This is a genomic window from Janthinobacterium sp. 35 (assembly GCF_002754575.1).
In the GTDB taxonomy this organism is placed as follows: domain Bacteria; phylum Pseudomonadota; class Gammaproteobacteria; order Burkholderiales; family Burkholderiaceae_D; genus Janthinobacterium; species Janthinobacterium tructae.
Genome location: NZ_PEFN01000001.1, coordinates 1819809 through 1840065 on the forward strand (window position 1 = coordinate 1819809; position 20257 = coordinate 1840065).

The 20257-nt window shown below is 62.2% G+C and carries 17 protein-coding genes; 8 read left to right on the forward strand and 9 right to left on the reverse strand.

Features of this window, described 5'->3' with window-relative positions:
- The first annotated feature begins 8 nt into the window (after positions 1 to 8).
- On the forward strand, positions 9 to 902 hold the full coding sequence (locus tag CLU93_RS08195; RefSeq protein WP_099760708.1) for an ABC transporter ATP-binding protein: 894 nt from the start codon (positions 9 to 11) through the stop codon (positions 900 to 902).
- A gap of 10 nt (positions 903 to 912) precedes the next feature.
- A complete protein-coding gene (locus CLU93_RS08200) occupies positions 913 to 4491 on the forward strand; it encodes an ABC transporter permease/M1 family aminopeptidase (protein WP_099760709.1) in 3579 nt (1192 codons plus the stop codon).
- Between the two features lie 52 nt (positions 4492 to 4543).
- Here the strand turns inward: CLU93_RS08200 and CLU93_RS08205 are convergent, their stop codons facing one another.
- The 4 genes from CLU93_RS08205 to CLU93_RS08220 form a co-directional block, all read right to left on the reverse strand.
- Positions 4544 to 4930, reverse strand: a complete 387-nt coding sequence (locus CLU93_RS08205) for a hypothetical protein (protein WP_116743167.1) — start codon at positions 4928 to 4930, stop codon at positions 4544 to 4546.
- Positions 4931 to 5100: 170 nt separating this feature from the next.
- Positions 5101 to 6564 (reverse strand): catalase, encoded by a 1464-nt coding sequence (locus CLU93_RS08210; protein ID WP_099760711.1) that lies wholly within the window; start codon positions 6562 to 6564, stop codon positions 5101 to 5103.
- 94 nt (positions 6565 to 6658) lie between these two features.
- A complete protein-coding gene (locus tag CLU93_RS08215) occupies positions 6659 to 7315 on the reverse strand; it encodes a DsbA family protein (protein WP_099760712.1) in 657 nt (218 codons plus the stop codon).
- Between the two features lie 136 nt (positions 7316 to 7451).
- Positions 7452 to 8321 (reverse strand): MBL fold metallo-hydrolase, encoded by an 870-nt coding sequence (locus CLU93_RS08220; protein WP_165829287.1) that lies wholly within the window; start codon positions 8319 to 8321, stop codon positions 7452 to 7454.
- A gap of 200 nt (positions 8322 to 8521) precedes the next feature.
- Here CLU93_RS08220 and CLU93_RS08225 point away from each other — a divergent pair, with 200 nt between their 5' ends.
- The 3 genes from CLU93_RS08225 (at position 8522) to CLU93_RS08235 (ending at position 12215) form a co-directional block, all read left to right on the forward strand.
- A complete protein-coding gene (locus CLU93_RS08225; RefSeq protein ID WP_180287824.1) occupies positions 8522 to 9973 on the forward strand; it encodes an alkaline phosphatase in 1452 nt (483 codons plus the stop codon).
- A 29-nt stretch (positions 9974 to 10002) separates the two neighbouring features.
- On the forward strand, positions 10003 to 11412 hold the full coding sequence (locus CLU93_RS08230) for an alkaline phosphatase (protein WP_099760713.1): 1410 nt from the start codon (positions 10003 to 10005) through the stop codon (positions 11410 to 11412).
- Positions 11413 to 11489: 77 nt separating this feature from the next.
- On the forward strand, positions 11490 to 12215 hold the full coding sequence (locus tag CLU93_RS08235) for a hypothetical protein (protein ID WP_099760714.1): 726 nt from the start codon (positions 11490 to 11492) through the stop codon (positions 12213 to 12215).
- A gap of 78 nt (positions 12216 to 12293) precedes the next feature.
- Here CLU93_RS08235 and CLU93_RS08240 read toward each other — a convergent pair whose 3' ends face one another.
- The 4 genes from CLU93_RS08240 to CLU93_RS08255 form a co-directional block, all read right to left on the reverse strand.
- Positions 12294 to 14960: a DNA topoisomerase III gene (locus CLU93_RS08240; RefSeq protein WP_099760715.1), complete on the reverse strand. Its 2667-nt coding sequence runs from the start codon at positions 14958 to 14960 to the stop codon at positions 12294 to 12296.
- 273 nt (positions 14961 to 15233) lie between these two features.
- A complete protein-coding gene (locus CLU93_RS08245; protein WP_096233791.1) occupies positions 15234 to 15698 on the reverse strand; it encodes a DUF494 family protein in 465 nt (154 codons plus the stop codon).
- Positions 15699 to 15793: 95 nt separating this feature from the next.
- Positions 15794 to 16897, reverse strand: a complete 1104-nt coding sequence (gene dprA / locus CLU93_RS08250; protein ID WP_099760716.1) for a DNA-processing protein DprA — start codon at positions 16895 to 16897, stop codon at positions 15794 to 15796.
- Positions 16898 to 16929: 32 nt separating this feature from the next.
- Entirely contained in the window at positions 16930 to 17208 is a 279-nt protein-coding gene (locus CLU93_RS08255) for a hypothetical protein (RefSeq protein ID WP_143451720.1), read from the reverse strand.
- On the opposite strand from CLU93_RS08255, the gene def reads away from it, so the two are divergent.
- The 3 genes from def (at position 17201) to CLU93_RS08270 (ending at position 19717) form a co-directional block, all read left to right on the forward strand.
- Positions 17201 to 17743 (forward strand): peptide deformylase, encoded by a 543-nt coding sequence (def, locus tag CLU93_RS08260; protein WP_099760718.1) that lies wholly within the window; start codon positions 17201 to 17203, stop codon positions 17741 to 17743. The genes CLU93_RS08255 and def overlap by 8 nt on opposite strands.
- A gap of 96 nt (positions 17744 to 17839) precedes the next feature.
- Positions 17840 to 18796, forward strand: coding sequence for a methionyl-tRNA formyltransferase (gene fmt / locus CLU93_RS08265; protein WP_099760719.1), 957 nt, complete (start codon positions 17840 to 17842; stop codon positions 18794 to 18796).
- 18 nt (positions 18797 to 18814) lie between these two features.
- Positions 18815 to 19717, forward strand: a complete 903-nt coding sequence (locus tag CLU93_RS08270; protein WP_099760720.1) for a LysR family transcriptional regulator — start codon at positions 18815 to 18817, stop codon at positions 19715 to 19717.
- Here CLU93_RS08270 and CLU93_RS08275 read toward each other — a convergent pair whose 3' ends face one another.
- Positions 19718 to 20125, reverse strand: a complete 408-nt coding sequence (locus CLU93_RS08275) for a tautomerase family protein (protein ID WP_099760721.1) — start codon at positions 20123 to 20125, stop codon at positions 19718 to 19720.
- Between the last annotated feature and the right edge of the window lie 132 nt (positions 20126 to 20257).

The window sequence follows — 20257 nt, forward strand, 5'->3', positions numbered from 1 at the left end:
GGAGTTGTATGGAATTGCAGATTCGCAAATTGTCGAAGACCTACGCGAATGGCGTGGTGGCGCTGGATAACGTGTCGCTGACGATACCGCCCGGGATGTTTGGCTTGCTGGGCCCGAATGGCGCCGGCAAGTCAACCCTGATGCGCACCCTGGCCACCCTGCAGGAATGCGATTCCGGCTCCATCTTCTTCGGCGACTACGACGTGCTCGACGACAAGGACGAGATCCGCCGCATGCTCGGCTATTTGCCGCAAGACTTCGGCTTGTATCCGAAGGTGACGGCGTACGAGCTGCTCGACCACTTCGCCATGTTAAAAGGGCTGTCACAGCGGGCGCGCCGGCGCGAGGTCGTCGATGGCTTGTTGCAGCAAACCAATCTGTTCGACGTGCGCCACCAGCGCCTGGGCAGCTTTTCCGGCGGCATGCGCCAGCGCTTCGGCATCGCGCAAGCCCTGCTGGGCGACCCGAAACTGATCATCGTCGACGAGCCGACGGCCGGCCTCGACCCGCAGGAAAGAGTCCGCTTCCATAATCTGCTGTCCGATATCGGCGAAGACAAGACGGTGATCCTGTCGACCCACATCGTGTCCGACGTGGCCGACCTGTGCGCCAACATGGCCATCATCAACAAGGGCCATTTGCTGCTGTGCGGCAAGACCCAGGAACTGATCGACGAAGTCAGCTGCAAGATCTGGGCGCGCTTTGTCGACAAGAAAGAGCTGGCCAGCTTCCAGCAGCGCCACGCCGTCATTTCCACGCGCTTGCTGTCGGGCCGCACCCTGATCCACGTCTACAGCGACGACGACCCGGGCGACGGCTTCGAGGAAGCCATCGGCGACCTGGAAGACCTGTATTTCGCCACCATTGCGGGGCGCCACCGCGTTGCCCCGCAGTGCGACTGAGGGGGCAGCCATGTTTGCCATCGCCCGCTTTGAAGCGCGACAGCGGCTCAAGCTGCTGTCCACCTGGGTGTATTTCGCCATGTTCCTGGCCCTGGCCATGCTGTGGATGGCTGCCGCCGGCGGCGTCTTCAAGGAAGCGAGCATCAGTTTCGGCGGCAAGTTCCTGATCAACGCGCCGCGCTCGCTGGCGTTCACGTGCAGCCTGCTGGGCTGCTTCGGCGCCGTGGTGGTGGCCGCCATGATGGGCCGCTCGGTGCAGCAGGATTTCGAGTACGGCATGCAGCATTTCTTCTTCAGCGCGCCGATCAAAAAATACCAGTATGTCTTTGGCCGCTTCCTCGGCGCCTATCTGGTGCTGGCGGTGGTGTTTTCCAGCATCGTCATCGGGGCCTGGCTGGGCGCCTGGCTGCCCGGCATCGATCCCGAACGGCTAGGGCCGCAGCGCGCGCTGGCCTATCTGATGCCGTATGTGTTTACCCTGCTGCCGAACCTGTTCATCTTTGGCGCCATCTTCTTCGTCATCGCGGCCCTGACGCGGCGCATGCTGCCCGTGTACATCAGCTCGGTGGTCATGCTGATCGGCTACCTGGTGGCGCCCTCGCTGGCGCGCGACCTCGACTACAAGACCCTGGCCGCCCTGATCGACCCCTTCGGCACCACGGCGCTGATACACCTGACGGAATACTGGCCGAATGCGGAGCGCAACACGCGCCTGGTGACCCTGGAGGGCGTGTATTTGCTGAACCGCGCCATCTGGTCCGGCTTCGCCCTGGTGGCCTTGCTGCTCGGCTACTGGCGCTTCCAGTTCCACGCCACGACGGACGCGGGCGCCAGCAAGCGCCACAGCGACGGCGATGTGCCGCTACGCTTGTCGAGCGCTTCGCTGTCCACGCAGGAAGCGCCTGATTTTGCGCAGCGCAACCTGGCCGCCCTGCTCGTCAAGATGAGCTGGCTGAACCTGCGCGAAACCATCAAGAATATCTATTTTGTCGTCATCGTGCTCGCTGGCGTGCTGACCATGTATGCGGGCGCGCTCGACATGGGTTCCATATACGGCACAAATACCTATCCGATGACGGAAAAAGTGCTGGACATGATCAGCGCCTCGTTCGCCCTGTTCATGCTGATCATTACCACCTTCTATGCGGGCGAACTGGTGTGGCGCGAACGCGAGACCAGCATCGAGCTGATGCTCGACGCCCTGCCCGTGCCGAACTGGCTGCCGCTGCTGTCAAAGCTGTTCGCCCTGATCGGCCTGCAAGCATTGCTGAGCCTGGTCATCATGCTGTGCGGCATGTCGATCCAGGTCTTCAAGGGCTATTACCGCCTCGACCCCGGCCTGTACCTGGAATCGCTGTTCCTGTCGCACCTGCCCTACTACGCACTGATCGCCGTGCTGGCCATCTTTTTGCAGGTAGTGATCAATCACAAGTACCTGGCGTATTTCGCCATGATTCTGTACCACATCGCCAGCATCAGCTTTGCCTCGCTGGGCCTGGGCGACCCGCTGCTGCTGTACGCCAGCACGCCGGATTTCATCTATTCGGCCATGAACGGCGCCGGCCACTATGTGTTGCGCGAGCGCTGGTACTTGCTGTACTGGAGCGGCGCGGCCATCATGCTGACGGTGCTGTCGCTGCTGCTCTGGCCCCGCGGCGCGCAGGACAGCTGGCGCATCCGCTTGCGCCTGGCGCGCCACGGCCTGACGCACGGCGTGCTGGCCAGCTTTGCCATCGGCGCCCTGATCTTCGTCTTCGCCGGCGGCGTGCTGTTCTACGTCTTTCACGTGGCCAACGATTACAAGTCCGAATTCGCCCGCGATGCGGACCGCGCCAGCGTCGAGCGCCAGTACCGCAAGTTTGCCGCCACGCCGCAGCCGAAAATCACCGACGTGAAACTCGACGTGGCCATCTACCCGGCGCAGCGCACCCTGGCCGTCACGGGCCGCTACATGCTGCAAAACAAGACCAGCCTGCCGATCAGCCACATTTTTGTGCAGCAAGACCCCACCGCCACCATGCGCCTGCGCTTTGACACGCGCGTGCACCCTGGCCTCGATGACGGCAAGCTGGGCTTTTACAGCTACCGCCTGGCCGCGCCGCTGGCGCCGGGCGCCAGCCTGGGCCTCGATTTCGACATCCGCTACGCGCCGCGCGGCATCTTCGGCCTGGGCCAGGACACGCCCGTCGTGGCCAACGGCACCTTCTTCACGAATGCCGTGCTGCCGCACATCGGCTACCAGCCACAGCTGGAATTGACGGACCCGCGCGACCGCAAGAAACACGGCTTGCCGGCGCGCGAACGGGCCTTGCCGCGCGACGATGCACGGGGGCTGGCCGACAATTACGTCAGCATGGACGCCGACCGCATCAACTTTGACGCCACCGTCAGCACCGTCGACGGCCAGACGGCCATCGCGCCGGGCATGCTGGACAACGACTGGATCGCCAAGGGCCGCCATTACTTCCATTACACGATGGACCAGCCGATCCTGAATTTCTACGCGTTCCAGTCGGCCCGCTACGCCGTCAGGCACGAGCGCTGGCAGGATGTGGCCATCGACGTGTATTACCATCCTGGCCATGAATACAACCTCGATCGTTTCGTGCGTGGCAGCAAGGAAGCGCTCGATTACTACACGAAAAACTTCGGCCCCTACCAGCACAAGGTCTTGCGCATCGTCGAATTTCCCCGCTACGCCACGTTTGCGCAATCATTCCCGAACACGATTCCGTACTCGGAAGGCCTGGGCTTCATCGCCAAGGTAGACGACAAGAATCCGAAGGACCTCGACTATCCGTTCTACATCACGGCGCATGAAGTGGCGCACCAGTGGTGGGCGCATCAATTGGTGGGCGGCAACACACGTGGCGCCACCGTGCTCAGCGAAACCCTGGCCGAATATTCGGCCCTGATGGTGATGAAAAAAACTGCGGGGCCAGCCAAGATGCGCCGCTTCCTGCGCTATGACCTGAATCAATACCTGATGGGGCGCAGCGAAGAACGCAAGAAGGAGCTGCCGCTGGCCGAGAATGAAAACCAGGCCTACATCCATTACCACAAGGGCAGCCTGGCCATGTATTTGCTGCAGGATATGATCGGCGAAGACAAGGTCAACGGCGTGCTGCGCGAGCTGCTGAAGACGTATGGCCAGAAGGGACCGCCGTATGCGAGCGTGACGGCGCTGGTGCAGGGCTTGCGCCAAGTCACGCCACCCGAGCAGGCTTACCTGATCGATGACCTGTTCGAGAAAATCGTGCTGTTCGACAACCGTGCCCTGTCGGCCACGGCCACCAAACGCGGCGATGGCAAGTACGCCGTCACCCTCAAGGTGCAGGCGGGTAAATTGACGGCCGGCGAACAGGGAGAGGAACACGATGCGCCCCTGCATGACTGGATCGAGATCGGCGTCGACGACGCGAATGGCCATCCGCTGCTGCGCGAACGCCTGCGCATGACGGCGCGCGAAGCGAGCTACACCGTCATCGTCGGCAGCCGGCCCGGCAAGGCGGGCATCGATCCCGACAACAAGCTGATCGACCGCAAGCCCGATGACAATATGGTCACCGTCGAGCTCGACGAACCATGACGAAAAATGGCCACCCTGAACAGGTGGCCATTTTTTCAGTGCAACACGGGAATCAGGCCGCGGCGCAGCGCGTCACCAGGCTCAGGCTGATGCCCATCTCCGTCAGGTGCTGCATGTCGGCCAGGGTCAGGTCCAGCGGCGCATCGAGCGTGTCGTCGCCGTTCAACTCCAGTTGCAGCTCGGCCACGATGCGCGGCATCGTGAACGTGACGCCGCGCGAGCGGCATTCGGCCAGGTAGCTGCGTATGCGCGAGGGTAACACTTGCGCTTTGGACGCCTGTGCGATGACGACTTCAAAGCCGGAATCGAGATGCACGCGACCCGCCGTGCCCTTCGCCTCGCCCTTGCGCCATTGCCGTTCCGGATCCGTGGGCAAGACTTCGAGAATGGATTTGAGCGTGGGATCGTCCCCATGCACCGACAGCTTCACCATATTCATATTGCAAGACTTTCTAGTCAGGATGCCGCCAGGAAGACGACACCATCATCAGACCGACAAGTCTACGCATGGAAGACAAATATGTCCATACGGCAATATTTAATATCTGCCACCAATTTGGGCTATATCAACAACAGGCGGAACAGGATAGCTCCGCCTGTGATCGCCGATTACTGCGCCGCGCCGCGCGCCTGCAAGGCGGCCCGCACGCCAGCGCCATAGGCGGCATCAGCTTGGTCGAAGTGGGCCAGCTGACGCTGCAAGGTTTCCGGCCGCACCTGGCTCAAGGGACCGGCCAGGTTGTCGAACAGATTCTGCTGCGCCTGGACGGACATCAGACGGAACAGATTGCCGGCCTGCGTGTAATCGTCTTCCACGCCGCGCCCATCATAACGGGCCGCGCCGCCGTCGAGCGCCAGCGCCGGTTCACCATGGCCCAGCCCTTGCGGCTGCGTGCCTGCCGCCGCCACGTTGGCGTAGTTCTGCGCCGAGCTGCCATTGTGGATCGCCATGCCGCCGTCGCGCTGCTGGTTGTGGAAGGGGCAGCGGGCCGCATTCACGGGCAGATGCTGGTGGTTGGTGCCGACGCGGTACAGCTGCGCGTCGTGGTAGGCGAACAGCCGGCCTTGCAGCATCTTGTCCGGCGAGTATCCCATGCCCGGCACGGCATTGGCCGGCGAAAAGGCTGCCTGCTCGACTTCCGCGTGGTAATTGTCCGGGTTACGGTTCAGCTCGAAAATTCCCACCGGCAGCAGCGGGAAGTCGGCGTGCGGCCACACTTTCGTCAGGTCGAACGGGTTCCAGCCCGTACGCTGCTCCCATGCATCGAGTTGCTCTTGCGTCGCCACCTGCAGCTTGACTTCCCACTGCGGGAAATCACCGCGTTCGATGGCGCCAAACAGGTCGCGCTGGGCGTAGTCGGGGTCGGCACCGGCCAGGCGGCCCGCTTCCGCCGCAGGCAGATTCTTGATGCCCTGACGCGTCTTGAAGTGCCATTTCACGTACACGCGCTGGCCCTCGGCATTGATCAGGCTATATGTGTGGCTGCCGAAGCCATCCATGTGACGGTAGCCGTCCGGCGTGCCGCGGTCCGAAAACAGCATGGTGACCTGGTGCAGGCTTTCCGGCGCATGGCTCCAGAAGTCGAACATCATCTCGGCCGATTTCAAGTTGCTTTGCGGATCGCGCTTTTGTGTGTGGACAAAATCGGGGAACTTGATCGGGTCCTTGATGAAGAACATGGGCGTATTGTTGCCAACGAGGTCCCAGTTGCCCTCTTCCGTATAGAAACGCACGGCGAAGCCGCGCGGGTCGCGTTCCGTATCGGCACTGCCGCGTTCGCCACCGACGGTGGAAAAGCGCGCGAAGGTGGCCGTCTGCTTGCCCACTTCGGCAAACAATTTGGCCTTGGTATAACGCGAGATGTCGTGCGTGACGGTAAAGGTGCCGTAGGCGCCCGAGCCTTTGGCATGCACCACGCGCTCGGGAATGCGCTCGCGGTTGAAATGCTGGAGTTTTTCAATCAGGTGGAAGTCTTGCAGCAGCAGGGGGCCGCGGGGGCCAGCGCTGATGGAATTCTGGTTGTCGGCGACGGGGATGCCCGAGGCGGTGCTGAATGGCGGCTGTTGACTCATGACTGCTTTTCCTTCGTTGTTGACTGATGGAACTTAGTGTAATGAAGTCAACGACAAAGGAAAAGCTAATTGATTTTATCGAAGCGATAGATATTTACAATGAGCAACCGTGGGCGTCGCATACGCCGCCCAGCTGCGCCTGCAACTTCGCCGGCTGGCCCAGGTAATCGCCGATATCGATCACGGACAGCTTGCCGCTGCCATCATCGAGCACGAACGTGGGAAAGCCCTGCCCGCCCACCTGCGCCAGCAAGGCACGGCTGGCATCGATGTGCTGCTGCGTGGCGGCGCCCGCCTGCCGCGCATACTCGGCCTGGAAGGCGGCACCATCGAGGCCCAGCTCTTGTGCCAGCGCCAGCAGCACGGGCAGGTCGGCGATGCGCAAGCCATCCACATAATGGGCGCGCTGCACGCGCTGCAGCATGTCCAGGCCCTTGCCGGCCAACACTTCCGCCGCCAGGATGGCCGTGATCGGCGGTGCGGAATCCATCATGGCCGTGGTGTCGTTCAGCAAGCCGTTGACATAGGCGTCGCCGAAGGGCTGGCCCGACAGTTGCTCGATGCGCCGGTCATGCGGCAGCACATAGCCGCGCCATGCGGGCGTGATCTGGCGGCGATTGCTGCCCGTCATCATGCCGCCGCCGTGAAAGGCCACCGCCAGGCCCGGCACGGCGCGCGCCGCCTCGACCAGCGGCGCGGCGCCGTAGCACCAGCCGCACAGGGGATCGAAAATATAGTGCAGTGTGGGCATGCCCCTATCCTTTACAAAACTAAAACAGATGACTTGCAAAAACCGTAGCGAGCGGCGCTAGTTCTGGCAGAGAAGCGCAACTGTGCTGGAGCACAGTGAGCATCGCAGGCCGGAAATCGCGTCGCGCAGTAGGTTTTTACCATTTCATTTCGCCTTTTGCCACTTTCGCGCTGGTCTCCAGGGCGCCATCGAGGCCCAGCTTCGGATAGCGCACTTTCATCGCCTCGATCAGCGCGGCCGAATTGGCGGCCTTGGCCGTTTCCGCTTCGAACGTCACCAGGTAGTCGCGCGTAAAACCGATGCTGTCGGGCGTCAGGGGCGAACCCACCTTGAAGTGGCCGGGTACGACGGTGACAGGTTTCAAAGCGGCAATGCCGTCCAGGGTCTTGAGCCAGTCCTGGCGCGATTGCAGGCTTTGCGTATCGGCCGTCCAGACGTGCAGGTTACCAAACAGCACCACGCCGCCGACGACGGCCTTGATCGACGGAATCCACACATAGGTGCGCGAAGGCGTCGGGCCGGCGATGTCGAGCGACTGGCCTTCCAGCGTGATGCGCTGGCCTTTCAATGCTTCGGGAATGACGATGCTGTGCGGCGCATTGTCTTTCAGGATCGGGCCCCAGTAGGCGACCTTGGCGTCGGCCTTGCGGCGGATCTCGGCCACGGTGTCCGGCGTGGCGACGATTTTTGCCTGCGGGAAAGCTGCCTTGATCACGTCGAGGCCAAAGTAAAAATCGGGATCGCTGTGGCTGATGTACACGGTCGTCAGTTTCTTGCCGCTGGCGCGGATCTTTTCCACCAGCTTTTGCGCTTCGGCGCGCGAAAACTGTGCATCGATCAGCACGGCGTCATGCTTGCCCGCAACCAGCACGGAAGCGACGGGGAAGATGGCCGCTTCGCCCGGGTTGAACACTTCCAGGGTCAGGGGCGCGCTGGCGGCGGCCGAGGCGGCGCCGGCGGCAAACAGGGTGGAAACAAGAACGCTGCTGATAGATTTGGAGAACATGATGTGCCTTCACAAGATGATGGGGATGCATGCATCTTACGTTGCTCAATCCGGTAAAAAAACCCGTTAAAGCGCAATAGTTTGTTGCATATTTCAGCGCAATAGCCGGCCATCGAACGCCAAACGTGTCACACCGTCATGAGGGTGTCACATTGAATTGCTATCTTGCTAGCTCTTTCAAACCTAGCCGGATGAACCACATGACACGCAGAAAAATTTCCGTCGCTGGCTGCAGCGTCGCCATCACCCTGATGCTGGCCGCCTGCGGCAGCGACGCCAAAAAAGAAGAGGTAGTGGCCGAAGCACCGCCGAAAAACGTCATCTTCTTCCTCGGCGATGGCATGGGCCTGACCACCATGACGGCCGCGCGCATCTACTCGGTAGGCGAAGAAGGCGCACTGACCATGGACACCTTGCCGGAAACGGCCTTCGTCAAGACCTTCTCGAACGACGCGCAAGTCACCGACAGCGCGCCATCGATGGCCGCCTACATGACGGGCATCAAGATGAACAATGAAGTCATCTCGATGTCGGCCAACACGCTCGCCATCGATCCGGGCACGGATGCGAACGGCAACAAGCTGGTCAACAAATGCGGCACCGGCAACGGCACGCCCGCCACCACCTTGCTGGAACTGGCCAAGGCCAAGGGCTACGCGGCCGGCGTCGTCAGCACGGCGCGCGTGACGCACGCCACGCCGGCCGCGACCTACTCGCACATCTGCCACCGCGACCTGGAAAACGATATCGCCGCAGCGCTCGTGCCAGGCGGCACGGGCTACAACAGCGCCCTGGGCACCACCGGCCTGGACGTGGTCCTCGGTGGCGGCGCGCAATTCTTCAAGCCGTTCAAGGATGGCGGCAAGCGTGCCGACGGCCGCGACCTGCTGGCCGAACTGAAAGCGAAGAGCTACACGGTCGCCAACACGGGCGCCGACTTCAAGGCCGTCGATGCGGCCAAGACGGAGCGTTTGTTCGGCGTGTTCACCTCCAGCCACATGAGCTATGACCTGGACCGCGATGCGGCCAAGGAACCTAGCCTGGCGGAAATGACCACCAAGGCCATGGATGTATTGGCCAAGAACAAGAAGGGTTATTTCCTGATGGTCGAAGGCGGCCGCATCGACCATGCGCTGCACGAAACGACGGCCAAGAAGGCCCTGCAAGACACCGTCGCTTTTGACAACGCCATCAAGGCCGCCATCGAAAAAGCCAAGCTCACCGATCCGACCCTGGCCAATACCCTGATCGTCGTCACGGCCGACCATGACCACACCCTGGTGCTGAACGGCTACGCCAAGCGCACGGGCAAGACGGCCGCCGGCAACCCTGGCGTGCTGGGCGTGGTGAAGAACTACGTCACCGGCGCGGTCGAAAAAGACCTCGATGGCGCACCGTATTCGATCATCGGCTTCGGCAATGGCGAAAACCGCACGCAATCGAGCCGCGCCGCCATGGCCAGCCTCGATGAAACCGTCACCAGCGCCAACACCTACCACCAGGAAGCGGTGATCCGCACCGCGGTCGGCAACGAAACCCATGGCGGCACCGACGTCTTCCTGGGCGCCATCGGCAAAGGTTCGGAAACCTTCCTGGGCACCATCGACAACACCAAAGTATTCGGCCTGGTCAAGACGGCCGGCGGTCTGTAATCCCCAAGACACAAGAATTGGACACGCATATGAAACTTGCACTGAAATCCACCCTGAAACTCTCCTTGCTGACCACGCTCGTGGCCGCCAGCGTTGCCAGCGCCTACGCCGCCGACGCCAAGAACGTCATCTTCTTCCTCGGCGACGGCATGGGCCCGTCCGTCGTCACGGCGGCGCGCATCTACCAGTACAAGGAAGAGGGCAGCCTGACGATGGACACGCTGGAGCGTACGGCGCGCATCAAGACGTTCTCGAACGATGCGCAAACGACGGACAGCGCGCCATCGATGGCCGCCTACATGACCGGCGTCAAGATGAACAATGAAGTCATCTCGATGGCGCAGGACACCGCCGCCAAGGAACCTGGCCGCGACGCCAACGGCAACCTGGGCGTGGACAACTGCCCGGCCGGCGGCAAGAGCGTGCCGACCATTCTGGAACTGGCGAAAGCCAAGGGCAAGGCCGTGGGCGCCATCACCACCACGGAATTGACGCATGCCACGCCGGCGACGACGTTCTCGCACATCTGCAACCGCAATGCGCAATACGCGATCGCCGCGCAAACGGCACCAGGCGGTGTCGGCTACAACACGGCCCTCGGCGATGGCGTGGACGTGCTGATGGGTGGCGGCCGCAACCACTTCACGCCTTGGTCCGCCAGTAACAAGGCCGGCCGCGTCGACGGCCGCAACCTGTTGACGGAATTTGCCGCCAAGGGCTACACCGTGGCCGCGACGAAAGCGGAAATGGCGGCAGCGCCAAGCGGGAAGAAGTTCATCGGTCTGTACAGCACCCGCAGCCACCTGGAATATGAACTGGACCGCACGGCCACGCCACCGCTGGGCGAAGGCGCGACCCAGCCTAGTCTGTCGGAAATGACCCTCAAGGCCATCGACTTGCTGTCGAAAAACGCGAACGGCTACTTCCTGATGGTCGAAGGCGGCCGCATCGATCACGCCTTGCACGGCATCAACGCCAAGCGCGCGCTGACGGACACCATCGCCTTCGACGACGCCATCAAGGCAGCCATCGCCAAGATCAAGGAAACCGATCCGAAGCTGGAAAATACCCTGATCGTCGTCACGGCCGACCACGACCACACCTTGGCCTTCAACGGCTATGGCAAGCGCGGCAACCCTATCCTCGACATCAACCGCGGCTACAAGGATAACCAGCCGAGCAAGGATGCCGATGGCAATACCTACACCACCCTGGTGTTCGGCAACGGCCCGAACCGCCCTGCCCTGCGCAGCAACGTCGACAGCGCCACGGCCCTGAAAGACAACTACCTGCAAGAAACAGGCGTGCGTCTGGCCAGCGAAACCCACGGCGGCGGCGACGTCAAACTGCTGGCCACGGGCGCCGGCGCCAAGGCCTTCAAGGGCACGCTGGACAACACCAAGGTGTTTGACTTGCTGAAGGCGGCGTTCGGCTTCTGATCCACATCAACACGCTAACCCCACCGGGGCGGATGGCAGTTTGCCCTCCGCCCCCTTTGCACGATAAAGGCAACACCATGAAATCGTCCCTGATCGCCGTCCTCCTGGCCGCCGGCTTTGCCGCCAGCGCGCAAGCCGCTCCGGCAACCCCTTCCGCTCCCGCCGACCTGGACCTGGGCATCACCTATTACAGCCGCGTGCTGACGCCGGAAGGCGTGACGCGCGAAAGCCGCTACGAAGAAAAAATGCTGCGCCGCCCCGGCCACGTGTGGGTCGAGCGCGTGCTGGCGCCAGCGACCGACGCGCATGCCGGCCACAAGCATGGCGACAACACCAAAGTCGCACTGAAGGCCACGCAGCATGAACACAAGCACTTCAATCCTGTGCTGATCCCGCGCCATGTGATGCTGGAAAAGAACACCGTGCGCGTGGAATACATCGATGCACACGACAAGATCGTCGTCGCCATCCCCAAGGCCGAGTACGAAAACGTGAATTTCGACGGTTCCTGGGAAAACAGTTTTTATCTGCTGGACCCGAAACTGGTCACCGCCATGCCACTGTCGAAACAGGCATCGAACGTGACGGGCGCGCGCTGGCGCGAAGTGGAAAAGAACGGCGTGTTCCAGCGCATCCTGTGGGATGAGCAAAAGCAGATTCCGCTGGTCATCGAAAGCGGCGACCGCGCGAATACATTCTATCGCCGGGTCGACGTCAAGCTGCAGCCGACCGTCAGCAAGGCGCAGCCGTGGGCGAATTTGCAAAATTACGCGCAGCGCGAGTATTCCGACTACCTGGATTAAGCGCCAAGTAACAGCGGGACGTAAAAAAAGCCAGGGAGCGATCCCTGGCTTTTGTCTGCCTGTCTGGCTGGCGTCAGATTACTCCGCCGCTGCCGCTTTCTTTGCCGGCGCCTTTTTGGCGGCCGGCTTTTTCACGGCAGCAGCTTTCTTCGCTGGCGCCTTTTTGACGGCTGCCGCTTTCTTGACGGCCGTTTTCTTCGCTGGCGCCGCGCCTTCTTCGCCTTCCACCTCGGTCGCTGCAACCTTCGCCTTGGCGCCCGGCTTGGCCTTGCGCTCTTCAAACTCGAAGCTCACCTTGCCATCCTTGCCGCGTACGAGGAAAGCCTTGAACGGGCGACGGGTACGCTGCGATACAAAGCCCGGCAGCAAGTCCGTCTTGCCATCGTTGAGCAGTTTTGCCATTTGTTCCGGCAAGATTTCCTGCTGCAAGATGATGCGGCCGCTGCGGAAATCGCAGGTCTTCGGCTTGGCCATGCTGTGTTCGCACACATAGGCCAGGCCCATCTCGTACACGCCGGCGTTGCACTTGGGGCAAGGTCCCACGGGCGTCTGGCCCGTGAAATCGACGCCTTCGCCATCTTCGCTCTCGTCGTTCTGGCCGAAATCGAATTCCAGCTTGAAATTCTTGATCTCTTCATCGCGCACGATGCGCAGGATGGCGGCGAACGGACGGCCCATCTTCGAGCGGAAACCTTGCAGCGGGCCGATGGTGCGGTCCTTCAGCAATTGTTCCACTTCGGCGATTTCGAACTGGCGCGAACCCGGCGTCTTGCTCATCGAGAATTCGCACTTGGTGCAGGCGAAACGACGGTAGTTTTCTTTCACCACGCCGCTGCAATTCGGGCACGGCGTTTCCAGGGTAGCGTAGTCGCCGGGAATCGTGTCGTTGTCGTATTCCTTGGCTCGCTTGACGATGATTTGCGTCATCTGCGCGATTTCACGCATGAATTCTTCGCGCGAAATCTTGCCTTTTTCCATCTGCGACAGCTTGTATTCCCACTCGCCCGTCAGTTCCGGTGCCGTCAATTCATTGACGCCCAGGCCCTTGAGCAACGTCATCAGCTGCGAGGCCTTGGCCGTCGGGATCAGTTCGCGGCCTTCGCGGATCAGATAGCGTTCCGTCAGCAAGCCCTCGATGGTGGCCGCGCGCGTTGCCGGGGTTCCAAGACCCTTGCCGGCCATCGCATCGCGCAGTTCGTCGTCGTCGATCAGCTTGCCGGCGCCTTCCATGGCCGACAGCAACGTCGCCTCGGTATAGCGCGCTGGCGGCTTGGTCACCAGGCCGTTGGCGCTGACGCTTTCCGTCTGCACTTTTTCGCCCTTGGCGACCGGCACCAGATTGCCGTTGCCATTGCTTTCCTTGTCCGCGTCCGTCGACGCTTCCTTGCCGTAGATGGCCAGCCAGCCCGGATTGGTCATGACTTTGCCTTCAGTCTTGAACTGATGGCCAGACACTTCCGTGTAGCGCGTGGTGACCTGGAATTCCGCAGGCGGGAAGAACACGGCCATGAAGCGGCGCGTGACCAGGTCATACAATTTTTGTTCTGGCTCGGACAAATTCTTGGGCGCGATCGTCGTCGGGATGATCGCGAAGTGATCCGAGATCTTGGTATTGTCGAAGATGCGCTTGTTCGGCTTGACCCAGCCCTTGTCGATGATCTGCTTGGCGAACTGGTGGTAGTTGCTGTTGTCCTTGACCGTTTCCAGCGCCTGCAGCACGGTCGGCATGTAGTCTTCCGGCAGGTGGCGCGAATCGGTACGCGGATACGTCAATACCTTGTGCTTTTCGTACAGCGCCTGGGCCAGGCCCAGGGTATTTTTAGCGGAGAAGCCGAAACGCGAGTTCGCTTCGCGCTGCAAGCTGGTCAGGTCGAACAGGCCCGGCGCCATCGAGGTGGTCGGTTTCGATTCTTCCGTGACGATACCCTGGCGACCACGGCAAGCGGTGGCGATCGAGTCGGCAGCCGTCTTGCTCCACAGGCGCTCGGCGCGCTTCTCGGGGTCGTTCTCGTCTTTCTTGAACTTCGTGTCGAGCCAGCGGCCTTCATAGATACCGGCCGCGCACACGAATTCGGCGCGCACTTCCCAGAAGTCGCGCGGCACGAATTTTTTGATCTTGTCTTCGCGTTCAACGACGATGGAGAGCGTTGGCGTCTGCACGCGGCCCACGGTGGTCAGATAGAAGCCGCCCTCTTTCGAATTGAATGCCGTCATGGCGCGCGTGCCATTGATACCGATCAACCAATCGGCTTCCGAACGGCAGCGGGCCGCGTCGGCCAGCGGCAGCATTTCTTCATCGCTGCGCAGGTGCGAGAAACCGTCGCGGATAGCGCCCGGCGTCATCGACTGCAGCCACAAACGCTTGACCGGTTGCTTGGCTTTCGCGTTTTGCGCGATCAGGCGGAAAATCAGCTCGCCTTCGCGCCCCGCATCGCATGCGTTGATGAGGGTGGTAACGTCTTTACGTTTGATCAGCTTGTTTAATACTTTGAGGCGCGCTTCCGTCTTGGCGATCGGGTTCAGCGCGAAATACGGTGGAATCATCGGCAAGTGCGCGAAACTCCATTTGCCGCGCTTCACATCGAATTCTTCCGGTACGGCGATCTCCAGCAAGTGGCCGACCGCCGACGACAGGACGTATTCATCCGATTCAAAGTACTCATCGTGCTTGGTGAAGCCGCCAAGCGTCTTCGCGATATCGTTCGCGACAGAAGGCTTCTCGGCGATGATGAGGGTTTTTGTCATATTTTGTGGTCTCGAAAAATGCTCTAGGATAGTTTCAGCATGCGCATCATACAGTGCATTGCCAGGCACCGACGCTTTTGTCTGCGCAATGCCTTGTGACTTGTGGTCTTGTCAAGCGGCCAATGATAAGCGCCTATTGAAGAATTCGGCAAGTTATCTGCAAGCAAGAATGCGCCAGCGCAAACACAATGGTCTGGCGTGCGCGGTGCCGCAGCATATAGTAAGGGAGATGGCGCGGCAGCGGCGCCAGGTGCGGCCAGGTGCGTTTATAGACTAGTGCAGCAGGCGCGGCGGGAGGTCTTCGTCGTCGACAAATAAATCGTCGAACATCAGGGCATCCGGTTCCTTGCCCTGGCTCCACAGCAGCATCAGCACGATGACTTTCAGCTTGCCCAGCGACACGGGTGCCTCGTCGAGCGCCAGCGCCCGTTCGATGACGATTTCACGCTGCAGCGGCGAGAGCACCTTGGCGCTTTCCAGGAACTGGATGAAACCGATGGCGGCCGTGCCCAGCACGTCGCTTTCCTGCTTGACATAGAAGCGCGTGCCAGTGGAGCTGGCCGTCAGGGTTTGCTCGACGCCGGCCATGGCGTTCAAGTCTGTCAGCCAGACGAGCGCTTCGGAAATCTCCACGTCGTCGAAACCGACGGCCGACAGTTTGCGCGCCAGGACGGCCGGCTCGGGGCAGGCGTCGGGGCGATAGTAAGTCTCGTAGAGGTACACCAGGATATCGAACATGGCTCTACTCTATCAGCTAAGTTCGCTACGACACAAGGGTGCGCGCCGACAAAGCCCCCCCTGTGCGGCAAGGCCGCCACACAAGTGACAAGCTGTCATTTGCAGCGTTGAAATAGTCCTCCCGGCAAGCGTTCAAGCAAGCCCGCCAGCTCCAGCGCCAGCAATTCGCCCATCAGCGCGCCCATGGCCAGTCCGCTGCGCGCGGCCAGGGTATCGGCATCGAGCGGATCGTGCCCCAGTGCGGCCAGCAGCGGCGTCTCGTCTGCCACCACTGCCGGCACGCGGGGAACGCCGCCCAGCCACTGCAACTCTTGCAGCACATCATCGGCCGACTCGACCAGCTTGGCGCCCTGCTTGATGAGCGCATGGCAACCCTTGGCCAGGGTGGCGTGGATGGAGCCGGGCAAGGCATACACATCGCGCCCCTGCTCGCCGGCCAGGCGCGCCGTGATCAGGGAGCCCGATTGCGCGGCCGCCTCGATCACCAGCACGCCGCGCGCCAGGCCGCTGATCAGGCGATTACGGCGCGGAAAGTTAGCTGGCATGGCGGGCAAGCCCAGCGCGTACTCGCTGACGATGCAACCCTGTTCGGCAATTCTTTGCGCCAGATCAAGGTTACGTCGCGGATATACCAAATCGGCGCCCGTGCCGATCACGGCCACGGTGGCGCCGGCGCCGCGCAAGCCGCCCTCGTGCGCGTGCGTGTCGATGCCCAGCGCCAGCCCGGAAATGATGGTCAGGCCCGCCGCGCTGAGGGCGTGCGCAAAGGCGGCCGCATTCTGCATGCCTTGCGCGCTGGCATTGCGGCTGCCGATGATGGCTACGCCGGGACGCGACAGCAGTTCCGCCCGCCCCCGTACATATAACAATAGCGGCGGATCGGCGATTTCCAGCAACAGCGGTGGATACGCGGCATCGGCCAGGGTCAGCACGGCATTGCCGGGCCGCTGCAGCCACTGCAGGGTGAGCGCCAGCTGACTGTTGTCCACCGGTTTGGACGGCTGCACGATGGCACGCGCCACGCCGGCCGGCACCACCTCGCGCAAGGCATCGAACGGCGCGGCAAAGATTTTCGGCGGCAAGCCGAAGCGGCTCAGCAAGGCGCGCGCCGCCACCGGCCCCACACCGGGCAGATGCTGCAGGCGCAGCCAGCCCGCCAGTTCCGTGGCAGTGTCTGCCGTTGTTGCAATTGCATGCATGACAACCTCACTGTGTACTGTGCCCTCCCATGCTAGCGCCATGGCAGGCGCGCGATACCGATGCGCGCAACAATGCGTGCAATGGCGCTGCAAAACGGCCCCGCATGCACAGCGCCATGGGCGTCTGTGATAAAATTTCCCTTTGCAGCAAACGAATAGCGCACTGGCAAACGCATCTGCCGCGCCGTTGCGCCATACGCGCCCCACCGTAGCGCATTCAAATAAAATAGCCCTGCCATCGTCCGCATGGCCCAGGCATGAATAATCAGGCGCAACGCGCCCACCTTAACCAGTCGAATCCGTATGTCCATATTAAACATCCTGCGTTACCCCGATCCTCGCCTGCACACGATCGCCAAGCCCGTCACCGAATTTGACGCGCGCCTGCAAACCCTGATCGACGACATGGCCGAAACCATGTACGACGCCCCTGGCGTCGGCCTGGCCGCGTCGCAAGTGGACGCGCATATCCAGATGATGGTGATCGACATCACCGAAGAGAAAAGCCAGCTGCAAGTGTTCGTCAACCCGGAAATCACCTGGGCCAGCGAAGAAAAGCAGGTCTACGACGAAGGTTGCCTGTCCGTGCCTGGCGTGTACGATGGCGTCGAGCGTCCGGCCCGCATCAAGGTGCGCGCCCTGGACCGTCACGGCAAGCAGTTCGAGCTGGAAGCCGATGGCTTGCTGGCCGTCTGCATCCAGCATGAGATGGATCACTTGCTGGGCAAGGTATTCGTCGAATACCTGTCGCCGCTCAAGCGCAACCGCATCAAGGCCAAGATGATCAAGGAAGTCCGTGGTCTCGAGCGCGAAGCGAGCCTGCGCGCACAGAACCGCCGTTTCTAAGTCACTGCTGATAGACTAAGCAGCAACAGTCGTCGTTACACCATGCCAGCCTGGCGCCTCCGGCGCGGGCCTGCGCACCTCACGTCAAGGAACCATATGAAAGTGATCTTCGCAGGCACGCCTGAATTCGCCGCCACGGCCCTGAAAGACTTGCACGAAGCGGGCTTCGACATTCCGCTGGTGCTGACCCAGCCCGACCGCCCGGCCGGACGCGGCATGCAACTGCACGCCTCGGCCGTCAAGCAATATGCGCAGCAGCATGGCATCGAGGTGCTGCAGCCCTTGTCCCTGCGCATGGACAGCAAGGATCCGCAGCGCGCCGCCGAGGCAAAAGCGGCCCACGAGCGCCTGCTGGCCACCGACTACGACGTGATGGTGGTGGCGGCTTACGGCTTGATCTTGCCGCGCAGCACACTCGACCTCAAACCCTGCATCAATATCCACGGTTCCTTGCTGCCGCGCTGGCGCGGTGCGGCGCCCATCCACCGCGCCATCGAGGCGGGCGACGATGAAACGGGCGTGACCATCATGCAGATGGAAGAAGGCCTCGATACGGGCCCCATGCTGGCCATCGAGCGCACGCCCATCGAAGCGGGCGATTCCACCGCCAGCCTGCACGACAAGCTGGCCACGCTGGGCGGCAAGATGATCGTCGAGACCCTGCGCAAGATGCAGCAGCAGCCGCTCGAAGCCGTGCCGCAGCCGGAAGCGGGCGTCACCTACGCGGCAAAAATCGCCAAGGACGAGGCAGCACTCGATTTCAGCCAGCCTGCGCTGGAACTGGGCCTGAAAATCCGCGCTTTCAATCCGTTTCCCGGCGCCTGCGGCCAGGTCGATGGCGTCACCATCAAGATCTGGGCCGCCGAGGTACTCGAAGCGGACAGCAAGGAAGCACCGGGCCAGGTGCTGGCGGCCGACGCTCAGCACGGCATCGTCGTGGCCTGCGGCAATGGTTCCCTGCGCCTCACGGAACTGCAAAAACCGGGCGGCAAGCGCCTGCCTGCGGCCGAATTCATCAAGGGTTTCCCGCTGGAAGGCAAACGCTTCGTTTAGATTTACGGCAAGCGCCCCATGGACCAGCTGACCGCCCTGCGCGCCCTGCGCCGCGTCGTGGAACTGGGCAGTTTCACGGCCGCCGGCAACGCGCTGGGCATCTCCCACTCCATCGTCTCGCGCCAGGTGCGCCAGCTGGAAAGCCAGCTGGGCGCCCAATTACTCAACCGCACGACGCGCCGCTTCGCCCTGACGGCCGCCGGCCAGGAATACTATCTGGCCAGCCGCGACATCCTCGACGCGCTCGATGCGGCCGACCGCGCCGTCGCCATGCACCAGGCGCAGCCGTCCGGCAGCCTGCGCATCAATGCGCCGATGGCCTTCGGCACCCTGGAACTGGCCGCCTGGCTGCCCGACTTTACGCGCCAATACCCGCACATCCACATCGATCTGGTCTGCAACGACCGCATCGTCGACCTGATCGACGATGGCTTTGACGTGGCGTTGCGCCTGGCGCGCGGCTTGCCCGACTCCACCCTGGTAGCGCGCCAGCTGGCCAGCAGCCGCACGCTGGCCGTCGCCTCGCCCGCCTACCTGGACCGCCATGGCCATCCGGCCACGCCGCAGGACCTGGTGCAGCACAATTGCCTGATGTACAGCTCCGGCGACAAGCCGGCGCAGTGGTCGTTCACCGATGGCGACGGCGCCGCCCACAAGGTAGCCGTGCGCGGCAGCCTGCAAGCCAATACCAGCGTGGCCTTGCGCGAAGCGGCCATGGGCGGCATGGGGATTGCCGGCGCGGCCGCCTTCATCGTGCGCGACGCGCTGCGCAGCGGCCAGCTGGTCGAGGTATTGCCCGGCTACACCTTACGCCCACGCACCTTGTACGCGCTGTATCCGCACAGCCGCCAGCTGTCGCCGAAGGTCAGGGTCTTCGTCGATTTTGCCGTGCAACACTACCAGGATTGCCACTGGGATTGATCACGGCTGCTGCAGCGCCTTGCGCACGGCGCGGAACTGCTGCGTCAAGCCGCCATAGCCCCAGGCCGCCTGGCGCGCGTCATGCACATGGATATAGCTGACGTCATGCAAGGCGCCGAGATACTCCTGCATGGCGGCGAACACGGCGGCGATATACGCCGCCTTTTCCGCCGCCGTATTCGTTTCATCACTGATCAGGATATCGAGGAAAAAACTGCTCTTTCCCTGGGCTTGCAGCGAGGGGCCGCCGACAAACCAGTGCGCCGCATCAAGATGGCTGATGGCCACCGAGGTCAGCTCGGGCGCCTTGTGCAGCAGTTGCGCCGTCAAACCGCTCAGGGTGGCGGCGATGGCGGCCGACTGGCGCGCATCGGGTGGCGTGGACAAACGCAGGTTCAGAATGGGCATGGGATGCTCCGCAAGTGGGTGAAGCCCCATTCTAGGCAGACAGGATGAAAAGTAGCAGCCTCCGCCAGGCACAGGATCTGTGCAGTTTGTACACCAATGCCTGCGCACATAAAAAAAGGGCTTGCCGCGGCA

Coding starts and splice junctions, on each gene's coding strand:
- CLU93_RS08195 (WP_099760708.1), top strand. CDS start 9: ATGGAATTGCAGATTCGCAAATTGTCGAAGACCTACGCGAATGGCGTG.
- fmt (WP_099760719.1), top strand. CDS start 17,840: ATGAAAGTGATCTTCGCAGGCACGCCTGAATTCGCCGCCACGGCCCTG.
- CLU93_RS08205 (WP_116743167.1), bottom strand. CDS start 4,930: ATGAATATGGTGAAGCTGTCGGTGCATGGGGACGATCCCACGCTCAAA.
- CLU93_RS08200 (WP_099760709.1), top strand. CDS start 913: ATGTTTGCCATCGCCCGCTTTGAAGCGCGACAGCGGCTCAAGCTGCTG.
- CLU93_RS08245 (WP_096233791.1), bottom strand. CDS start 15,698: ATGTTCGATATCCTGGTGTACCTCTACGAGACTTACTATCGCCCCGAC.
- CLU93_RS08210 (WP_099760711.1), bottom strand. CDS start 6,564: ATGAGTCAACAGCCGCCATTCAGCACCGCCTCGGGCATCCCCGTCGCC.
- CLU93_RS08270 (WP_099760720.1), top strand. CDS start 18,815: ATGGACCAGCTGACCGCCCTGCGCGCCCTGCGCCGCGTCGTGGAACTG.
- CLU93_RS08215 (WP_099760712.1), bottom strand. CDS start 7,315: ATGCCCACACTGCACTATATTTTCGATCCCCTGTGCGGCTGGTGCTAC.
- CLU93_RS08235 (WP_099760714.1), top strand. CDS start 11,490: ATGAAATCGTCCCTGATCGCCGTCCTCCTGGCCGCCGGCTTTGCCGCC.
- CLU93_RS08225 (WP_180287824.1), top strand. CDS start 8,522: ATGACACGCAGAAAAATTTCCGTCGCTGGCTGCAGCGTCGCCATCACC.
- CLU93_RS08230 (WP_099760713.1), top strand. CDS start 10,003: ATGAAACTTGCACTGAAATCCACCCTGAAACTCTCCTTGCTGACCACG.
- CLU93_RS08220 (WP_165829287.1), bottom strand. CDS start 8,321: ATGTTCTCCAAATCTATCAGCAGCGTTCTTGTTTCCACCCTGTTTGCC.
- CLU93_RS08255 (WP_143451720.1), bottom strand. CDS start 17,208: ATGGACATACGGATTCGACTGGTTAAGGTGGGCGCGTTGCGCCTGATT.
- def (WP_099760718.1), top strand. CDS start 17,201: ATGTCCATATTAAACATCCTGCGTTACCCCGATCCTCGCCTGCACACG.
- dprA (WP_099760716.1), bottom strand. CDS start 16,897: ATGCATGCAATTGCAACAACGGCAGACACTGCCACGGAACTGGCGGGC.
- CLU93_RS08240 (WP_099760715.1), bottom strand. CDS start 14,960: ATGACAAAAACCCTCATCATCGCCGAGAAGCCTTCTGTCGCGAACGAT.
- CLU93_RS08275 (WP_099760721.1), bottom strand. CDS start 20,125: ATGCCCATTCTGAACCTGCGTTTGTCCACGCCACCCGATGCGCGCCAG.